The organism is Bradyrhizobium sp. Tv2a-2 (assembly GCF_000472425.1).
GTDB lineage: Bacteria > Pseudomonadota > Alphaproteobacteria > Rhizobiales > Xanthobacteraceae > Bradyrhizobium.
The window spans coordinates 1-8,531 of sequence record NZ_AXAI01000061.1 but is presented as its reverse complement, the minus strand read 5'-3'; the positions used below and the strand labels follow the sequence as shown (position 1 = coordinate 8,531).

General features: G+C 60.7%; 3 protein-coding genes and 3 pseudogenes. 3 read left to right on the top strand and 3 right to left on the bottom strand.

From position 1 onward, the window contains the following. Positions 1-115 precede the first annotated feature (115 nt). Positions 116-865: pseudogene (gene tnpC / locus A3AI_RS44875) on the top strand (IS66 family transposase); the annotation flags it as partial. 114 nt (positions 866-979) lie between these two features. On the opposite strand, the gene A3AI_RS50435 reads toward tnpC, so the two are convergent. After that, complete coding sequence (locus A3AI_RS50435; RefSeq protein WP_156928180.1) at positions 980-1,573, bottom strand: YopT-type cysteine protease domain-containing protein; 594 nt, start codon at positions 1,571-1,573, stop codon at positions 980-982. A gap of 2,171 nt (positions 1,574-3,744) precedes the next feature. On the opposite strand from A3AI_RS50435, the gene A3AI_RS49805 reads away from it, so the two are divergent. Both A3AI_RS49805 and A3AI_RS50150 read left to right on the top strand, forming a co-directional pair. Beyond that, complete coding sequence (locus A3AI_RS49805) at positions 3,745-4,059, top strand: DUF5623 domain-containing protein (protein ID WP_024521055.1); 315 nt, start codon at positions 3,745-3,747, stop codon at positions 4,057-4,059. A gap of 1,119 nt (positions 4,060-5,178) precedes the next feature. After that, a pseudogene (locus A3AI_RS50150) lies at positions 5,179-5,373 on the top strand (hypothetical protein); the annotation flags it as partial. 683 nt (positions 5,374-6,056) lie between these two features. Here the strand turns inward: A3AI_RS50150 and istB are convergent. Beyond that, the gene (gene istB / locus A3AI_RS49800) at positions 6,057-6,920 is read right to left on the bottom strand and encodes an IS21-like element helper ATPase IstB (protein WP_024520684.1); all 864 of its coding nucleotides are present in this window, start codon (positions 6,918-6,920) and stop codon (positions 6,057-6,059) included. Continuing rightward, a pseudogene (gene istA / locus A3AI_RS0141265) lies at positions 6,886-8,419 on the bottom strand (IS21 family transposase). The gene istB and the pseudogene istA overlap by 35 nt, the downstream one beginning before the upstream one ends. Between the last annotated feature and the right edge of the window lie 112 nt (positions 8,420-8,531).

Sequence of the window (8,531 nt, the reverse complement as noted above, 5' to 3'; positions counted from 1 at the left end):
TGGCGCATTCTTGTGAGTGTCCATTCGGTCCCCCGCGAATCACTGTGTGTTTGGCGACATCAGCGTTCACGGCACGGGCCGAATGGACAACCTCCTGAAAGTTCACATCTAGGTCTATGCCGCCGACGACCAGCCGTGGGGCGGCCTCGATCCGGCAGGTATCGCCTACGTCTATGCACCTGACCGCAAGGCCGAGCGGCTGTTCAGCCATCTTGCCGGCTTCAAGGGCGTCCTGCAGGTCGATGGTTACAGCGCTTATCCAAAGCTTGCCGATCGCGGCGAGGTCGAGCTCGCCTTCTGCTGGATGCACATGCGCCGCAACTTCTACGAACTCGCGGCGGCCGGTCCGGCACCGATCGCCAGCGAGGCGCTGAAGCACATAGCCGCATTCTACGCGATTGAGAAAGAGATCCGCGGTCGCAGCCCGGAAGAGCGTCGTCTTGTGCGACAACAGAAGAGCCGGCCGCTGGCCGAAGCCTTTGAGGCCTGGCTGCGCGCCAAACAGGCGCTCATCAGCCAAAAGATCAAACTGGCCACCGCCATCCGTTACGCCCTTTCGCGCTGGCAGGGCCTCACGCGCTTCATCGACGACGGTCGCATCGAACTCGACAACATTACGGTCGAACGATCGATTTGTGGCATCAAGCTCAGCCGCAAGACCGCGCTATTTGCCGGATCCGACGGTGGCGCCGAACACTGGGCGGTCATCGCCTCTCTGATCGAGACCTGCAAGATCAACGACGTCGATCCTCTCGCCTATCTCACCGACGTGCTGACGAAGATCGCCAATGGCCACCCAAACCGCGACATCGACCAACTTCTGCCCTGGGCTCATCGCGCGCAATCCCTCAAGGCCGTGGCCTGAAAACGACGCTTACGAATCCGGTGGGGCTTGGTCGCCTAGCAGGTAGCCACCGCCGCGGTCCGACGGATCAGGGGCCACCAACTTTCAAGGATCAAATCGACATGCTTAATCAAATCAGCCACTCATCAACACTCGCTGGCCAGTGATGTTCAACAATTCCAGTCTATTGGGGTTCCTGTAACGATTGGCGAGGCTTTCGAACAATTCAGCGATGTCCGCTGATGGAACGGTAAATTCTCCATAGTTAGGATCGAACAACGTAGTCATTCCATCCGACGCTGATGTCGCAACCGAGTGTCTTTCATGTCTGCCTCCCCGTTCGAAACACAAGCTGAGCGAATACTTTCTGCCATCGGCGGTGATTTGGTGCGCTAATTCCGAGAAACTTATATGATCGCCGAATGTGTAGGTGTTCCCTGTTTCGGACGGCACCAAGCCGGCCTCCCCCAACACGATGGCTCTTGCCCTAAGACGCGCGTCAGAGCCTCCTACCCCCTCGTTTCGCAACGATCCCACATGCCTCTCATAGTTCTGCTGGCACGTAGCCGCTGTCTGGTGCCCGTCCGATCCTAGTGACAGCGCAGTCATTCGGGATCTCGGGCTGTTCGGGAGATTGCTGAGCCATCCTGCTGTGAGCCCAACGCAGATGTTAGCTTCATTCGCGTCCCGCAATTCGGCCGTCCTGTGTTGGAACACGGAGGTACTCATCCTCGGGGAGGATGTACCGGGGTTGGCTGGATCCGAGACATCTGCCTTACTGCTGCAGCCCCCCATCCTTTCGGGCAGATCCCCAAGGGCTTTATCAAACCTGTCGCTGTTTACCGATGATCTTATGGCCTCGTGAAAGCGATGTGCTGCCTTTCAACTGGGGCATGCCGAGCTCTTGAAGTCTGCAAAGGCAGTGCATGATCCAGTAGTCTTTCGACCAGGACGGGATCAATGCTCTTTTTATCCGCCACAATCCGGATCAAATCCGCAAACTGCGGATGCTTGTGGAGGAAGTCACGCGGCATGCAATTCGTTCGCTCTTAGTGCGCGTTCGAAGAATCTCTTGGTTCGTTCATTTCCAAACTCGCGGACAGCGCAGCGCAAACGCGGGCTGTCTGAGTTTGTCGCGCGTTCCGTTACACGCTTAAGCACCTCGTTTCTTTGCCTCGGCGAGCTGATCGAGGTTGTTGACGAGATCGGCAAGCAAGAATTCCTTGGTCAGCGACTGCGGAAGCCGCGGCTTCAGCCAAATCGTGCGCACCAAACTCCAGAGCGCTGCTCAGCAGCGGCAAGCATGGGTCCCGCAAGGTCAAGCGAGCGCAGATTAGATTGGCCGGCAGACGCCGGAGCCTGCGACGAGGGGATCGCAAGGAGCGTTGGCGTGGGCTGCCCGACCGCGTATCGGACCAAGCGACGCTTCGTGGACGGCAATCTGAAGCGGGTGCTGAGCGAGGAGCCGCGTCACGGAGCGGAGCGCAAACTCATGGCACGGAAGAAGCCTTGCTGGTGGCAACGGACTGTGCCTTCCCCCGGGAAGGCCGTGCCTGCTGGACGCTCAAGCTGCTGGCATTCGATGGTCGAGCTCACCGGCGCGGCGTGAATGCCTTCTGTGCGTGGCAGGCTGGTTGGGGTCCCCGGGGCGTAGGGGACAGGGATACCCGGCAGGGAAGCAATGGAGGGATCGCTCCCTCGCAGCAAAATCACTCAAGATTGCTGGACCTGTCGGGGAAACGCAATATTTAGGGCTCTGTTCGAAGGCTGTCTGACGTTCGCCGAACCGCGCAGTCACTCTGTCGCTTGAAGGACAGCTTGCGCTATCGTTTTGCGGAGCGAAGGCCGTTCACGGCATCAAGTTGTCGGAATAGTCTCGAAGCGATTCGGTCCTGATTGATTCCACCGCCGGCCCGACTTTTCCAGTGGCAAGCGACGCAGCGGGTGTCTCGGCAAAGGCCGCGGACAGTCCTCTATTGCGTGCCAGCAATATTCTGCCCCAGCCATCTTTCGCGACGCGGATCTCGTCAGCTTCTCGCAAGCCAGCTCTGCTATCTAAGGGTAATCGGAAACGGGCTGTGGCGGTTCTCAACGGGAGCAGAGGTATGGATGTTAACTCTATCGAGCGGGCTTTGCCACCAATCCATGAAGAGGGGACGAGCCGGCAAGACGGTCCAACGGACGTTCACCAGCAGCTAAGTACTCTAAGGTTGGCGAGGTCGCCCAACGGGGCGGGCAATTCGCAGGGCAGCCCGTCGCCGGCCGGGGCGCAGACGCGTCTGCCGCTGGCCCGCATGAATCTTGCGTATAGCGAGTCCGCGTTGCGTAACGGTCCTGACTTTGTGCCCAGGGACAACCCGTCGCCGGAGATCGCCGCGGCGCTGGCAGGGGCGCAGTCGCGTTTTCCCGGGACTCGCATCAATCTTCCGTACAATGAGTCCGCGTTGTGGGACGGTCCTGAGTTTGTGCGCGGCTCGTCGCAGGACTTTCCGTCGCTCGACTTCAGCACGCCGCCCGACCGGTTGCTGTCCGGGTTGGAGACAGGTCAGCCGGAGTCTCGCATGAATCTTCCGTATAATGAGTCCACGTTGTGTGTCGATGCTCGCTTTGTGCCGCTTGATCACACGAACAATAGAGCCGTCGAGGACAAAGCCGGGCCGTCGCCGGCAATCTCATCTGAGCCATACTCAAGGCACCACTGGCGAAATATATAGTCGTTAAGTGCCGTATCTGAGGCAGCTAAGCTGCCTCAGATACATTCGAGCGATCGATAGTGCTCCAAGGGATCTTCGCGGGCGCCACTGGTCTCGCGATTGGCGGCGGCGCCAGCTCCTCTTCTGACATCAGCGTGGGAAGGAGAATCGAGGCCTGTTGTCCCCGCTTTTGTCAGTTCGGGACGAATGGACGAGATCGACGCCAAGGCGCCGCAGATCAAGAATGTCGAGGAGCGACGCGGTAGTACCAACACCATCGAGTACAGCATGCTTTTTTCAGGCAAGCGTCGCCGGCCAAAGACTCCCATGCCGATTGAGGGACACAAGCTGGTCGGGCGGCTGTTGAAGTCGGCGCTGATCGGCACCAGGGAACGCGCAGGCGTTCACCGGCGCGTCGATGCAATCCGCTGTGAACTCGACGACTGGGCCCAGTGTGAGTACAAGCGCGACGAGCTTTCCGATAAAGGGTTCTTCGACCTCTACTATCATGAGCTTCCGTAGAGTGACCCACTCGGAGTGCTACCCAAAGGCTGGGATCGGCACATTGAAAGTCTTGACGAGGTCAAGGCGACACTTTCCCGATATTATCCTGAGTGCCCACCGTTGCGGCAATTGCTGAAGAAAGCAGATCTGGCGATCGCGTCTCTTCGCAACTGGCACGTCGCCCCAACGCATGCATGAAAGCCAAAGGGCTGCGCGCGGATTTCCAAGCTCGGCCCCTACGGAATGTTGCAAGCCGCCTTGGTGGCCTGGTCGTCACGGTCGACCGGAAGCGCACACGTGACCTTCTGGGCGACATCTCGCAGGGCTCGATTAAGGTGAGGAACCGTCCCCGTGCCTCGCCCGGCATGGGCTTTGGAGAACTGCGAGTAGAGCGTGCGTTGGGGATTCGGACACTCGTTCGCGCCGCGAGAAGGTAGTGCGAGCCATAGGGCCACTCAGGCGCCAGCATTGCGACATAACTGTCGTCAGAAACGACCCGCCGAATGAATTTTAAAGCCAGATCTTTCTTGACGCCACTCAACTTGGTGTCGATAGCCAAGGCGTCGACCCAGCCCACCCCCGTTTCGGCCTTGCTGGATCATTCGACCGGTAGGAAGAAGAATTAGGTAGCCTCTAGGGTGTTCTCCATAGAGGGGCTTTTGCTCCTTGGTCTGCACATCCTCAACGACCGCTGACACAATCTTCCAAGTGCCAAAAAGCTTGTCCTTGTCGTCGGCAAGAGCGGGTTGGGCAATAGTCAGAATTATGCACAAAGATAGCGATGCCACATCCATAGTCGCCTCCCATGGATGCCGGAATCACCTTACCACGCTGCGGATGGCGACCAAGACGATGCTGGCTTCGACCAAGACGGCCAGTGAGGACCTGCTCTGCTAGCGATGGCCTCGACAATTCCTGCGTGCAGTTTTGTCTCATGAAGTTCGTCTCGCTCGCCACATCGAGCACGAGGGCTGCTGCAACCGGAGAACATGACAATTATCCAACAGATGCATTCAGCCTGCATTCAGTGACATCGCTCATTTTCTGCCATGAAGAAAAGGACGATCTCAATCCGAAGCATGGAACCAAAACGATCGTTCCTTTGTTAAGCGGCCTATCCCCTCGGCTTTCGCCCTTATGCTGGGCGGAGCCTTCCCCGCCTACATGAATCGGCCGGCGCATGCCCAAGCCTTGATCGACATCAGTGTCGAGATGGCGCCGCCGCCGCTTCCCTATTACGAGCAGCCGGTCATCCCGGCAGAAGGCTATATCTGGGTGCCCGGCTATTGGGCCTGGGATCCGAGCGAGCTCGACTACTACTGGGTGCCTGGTACCTGGGTGGAGCCGCCGCAGCGCGAGCTGTTGTGGACGCCCGCTTATTGGGGCTGGGTTGGCGGGCGCTATATCTTCCACCCGGGCTACTGGGGACTGGAAGTCGGCTTCTATGGCGGCATCGACTATGGCTTCGGCTATACCGGCGAGGGCTATTTCGGCGGCCATTGGGATCACGGCGCCTTCTTCTACAACCGCACGGTCAACAACATCACCAATGTCAGGATCACCAACGTCTACAATCAGACGGTGGTCGTCAACAACACGGCCAATCGCGCCAGCTTCAACGGCGGGAATGGCGGCACCACCGTACGGCCGACGCCGCAGCAGGAAGCGTTCGCGCATCAGCAGCACGTCGCGGCGACGCCGGCACAGGTCCAGCATGTCCAGACCGCGGCTAAGGACCGCGCGCTGTTTTCAAAGCAGAACCACGGCGCGCCCGCGGTCGCCGCGACGGCGCGCCCCGGCGTCCTGCAGGGCGAGGGCGTGACGCGCACGAGCCGCATACCGGTGGCTGCGCCCGCTGCCGCGCCGAACCGCGAGCCCGCGGGCCGAGAGGAAACGCAGCGTCCGGGACAGGTGCCGCGGCCGATGGAGATGGGCCGAGAGCCTCAAAGGGTCGAGGAAAAGGCGCCAGCTGGGGAGCCGCGCCGTCAGCCGCGAGAGGCACCGAAGGCTGAGTGTCAATCGGCATTGGAATGGGACCCCTTATCGGCATCCAAAAGGGACCCCTTTGATCGGCGTGCTTTGCTGGTAGCGCTCGCGGCGTCGGAGCTGGTCGGGGTTGCGGAGACGGCGCGAGCGCGGGTTGTTTGATCGTCGTCGCGGCTTTTAAAGCGCCAGCTGTCGTTACCGGTCTCGACGATGTCGCAGTGATGAGTCAGGCGGTCGAGCAGCGCGGTGGTCATCTTGGCATCGCCGAACACGCTCGGCCATTCGCCGAATGCCAGATTGGTAGTGACGATGACGGAGGTGCGCTCGTAGAGCCGGCTGATGAGGTGGAACAGGAGCTGACCGCCGGATTGTGCGAACGGCAGATAGCCCAGCTCGTCGAGAACGATGAAGTCCATGCGGGTCAGATGTTCGGCGAGCCGGCCTTGCCGACCGTTGCGGGTCTCGGTCTCGAGCCGGTTGACGAGATCGACGACGTTGTAGAAGCGACCGCGGGCACCATCGCGGATACAGCTTCTCGCGATAGCGATGGCCAGATGGGTCTTGCCGGTCCCGGTGCCGCCGACCAGCACGACGTTGCGCTGCTGGGCGATGAATCCGCCGCTGGCGAGATCGTTGACGAGCGTCTGGTTGATCGGCGTGCCATCGAACTGGAAGTCGTCGATATCCTTGGCGAGTGGAAGCTTGGCGATGGTGAGTTGGTACTTGATCGATCTTGCCTGCTTCTCGCTGATCTCGGCGGTGAGCAGATCGCCGACAATGCGCTGCGGCTCATGCTGGCGCTTGATTGCGGTCGCCATGATCTCGTCGAAGGCGGCCTTCATTCCGTAGAGCTTGAGCTCACCCATGAGGTCGAAGATTTGGGTTCGTTCCATCAGATGGTCCTCCGAAGGTTGTCGTAGCGGGCACAATCGGCGATCGGCGCATGGCGTAAGATCAGCGCAGCCGGGGTCATGATGTTGGCTGGTGGGGCGGGCTCACGTTGCCGAGCCAGGATGTTGAGCACGACATCGGCGGAATGGACGCCGTGACCGAGCGCTTCAGCACAGGCGGCCTCAACGGCCGGCAGTCCGTCGGTCAGCACCGCGTTGAGGATGTCGACCATCTGGCGATTGCCGTCATCAGAGCCCGCAAGCTTCCGCCGCACACGTTCGATCGCGGCCGGCAGCACCCAGTCCTTGAACGGAGCGCCGTTGCGCAGGGCGCCGGGTTTGCGCACCAGCACCGGCACGTAGTGCCAGGGGTCGTAGACCGTCTCGCCACGGCCGAATGATCGCGGATGCTCGGCAACGATCCGGCCGTCCTGGCGGATCACGATGCGGTCAGCATAGGCCTGGACCTCAATGGGCCGCCCGACCGCGCTCGCTGCCACCGAGTACTTGTTGTTGTCGAAGCGCACCAGACAGGTCTTGGAGACCGAGGCGGGCACGGCATGGAAGCCGTCGAACCGACCGGCATAGGGAACGAGCTTGGGCCGCTCGGCCTCGAAGACCTCCCAGATGGTCCGGTCGGCGAACTCTGGATGCAGATGCGCCTTGGCGTAGGCAATGCATTTATCGAGCAACCAGCCGTTCAGCCCGTCCAGCGTCTTGAATCGCAGCCGCGGGGTGAAGAACCGTTCGCGGACCAGCCCGACCTGGTTCTCGACTTGACCCTTCTCCCAGCCCGACGCCGGCGTACAGGCAACCGGGTCGACCAGATAGTGGCTGCACATCTGCAGGAAGCGGCGATTGTAGAGACGGCCCTTGCCGACGAAGATCGTCTCCACCGCCGTCTTCATGTTGTCGTAGATGCCGCGCCTGCAGGCGCCCTTGAACAGCGCAAACGCCCGATCGTGGGCGTCAAACACCATCTCCTGCGTCTCGCGCGGATAGGCCCGAACGAACAGCATCCGGCTGTGGCAAAGCCGGACGTGCGCCGCCTTCACGATCACCGTGACCCCGCTCAGCAGGACCACTTCGTGGCTCCAGTCGAACTGGTAGGCTTCTCCGGGCGCAAAGCTCAGCGGCACATAGGCTGAAGCCGTCGAGGCGCCACGCTCCCGGCTCCAGCGCCGCGCATAGCGACGAACCGCATCATAGCCGCCGGCATAGCCCAGGCCGCGAAGCTCTTCGAATAGCCGGATCAGCGTCAACCGTTCCCGCGCCGCCTTGCTCTCGTTCGCCGCCAGCAACCGGTCAAGCTCGGCACTCCAGGGGCCCATCTTCGGAAGCGGCTGCGTCTCTCGCTCGTACCGGAACTCCGTCGCCTCGGAACGGATGACCTTGCGGACCACCTTGCGCGATACGCCAAGCTCGCGGCAGATCGCCTTGATCGGCTGACCATGAACAAAATAGGCGCGACGGATCTTCGCAATCGTCTCCACCACCAGCATCCCAACCTCGGCTTCCATGACTTGATGGAAGCCACTGTGGACCCTTGTCCCGGGGTCCCGATTGGATGCCGATCACCCCGAATACGGGGTCCTTATTCCATGCCGAAACACA

Coding starts and splice junctions, on each gene's coding strand:
- A3AI_RS50435 (WP_156928180.1), bottom strand. CDS start 1,573: ATGAGTACCTCCGTGTTCCAACACAGGACGGCCGAATTGCGGGACGCG.
- istB (WP_024520684.1), bottom strand. CDS start 6,920: ATGGAACGAACCCAAATCTTCGACCTCATGGGTGAGCTCAAGCTCTAC.
- A3AI_RS49805 (WP_024521055.1), top strand. CDS start 3,745: ATGGACGAGATCGACGCCAAGGCGCCGCAGATCAAGAATGTCGAGGAG.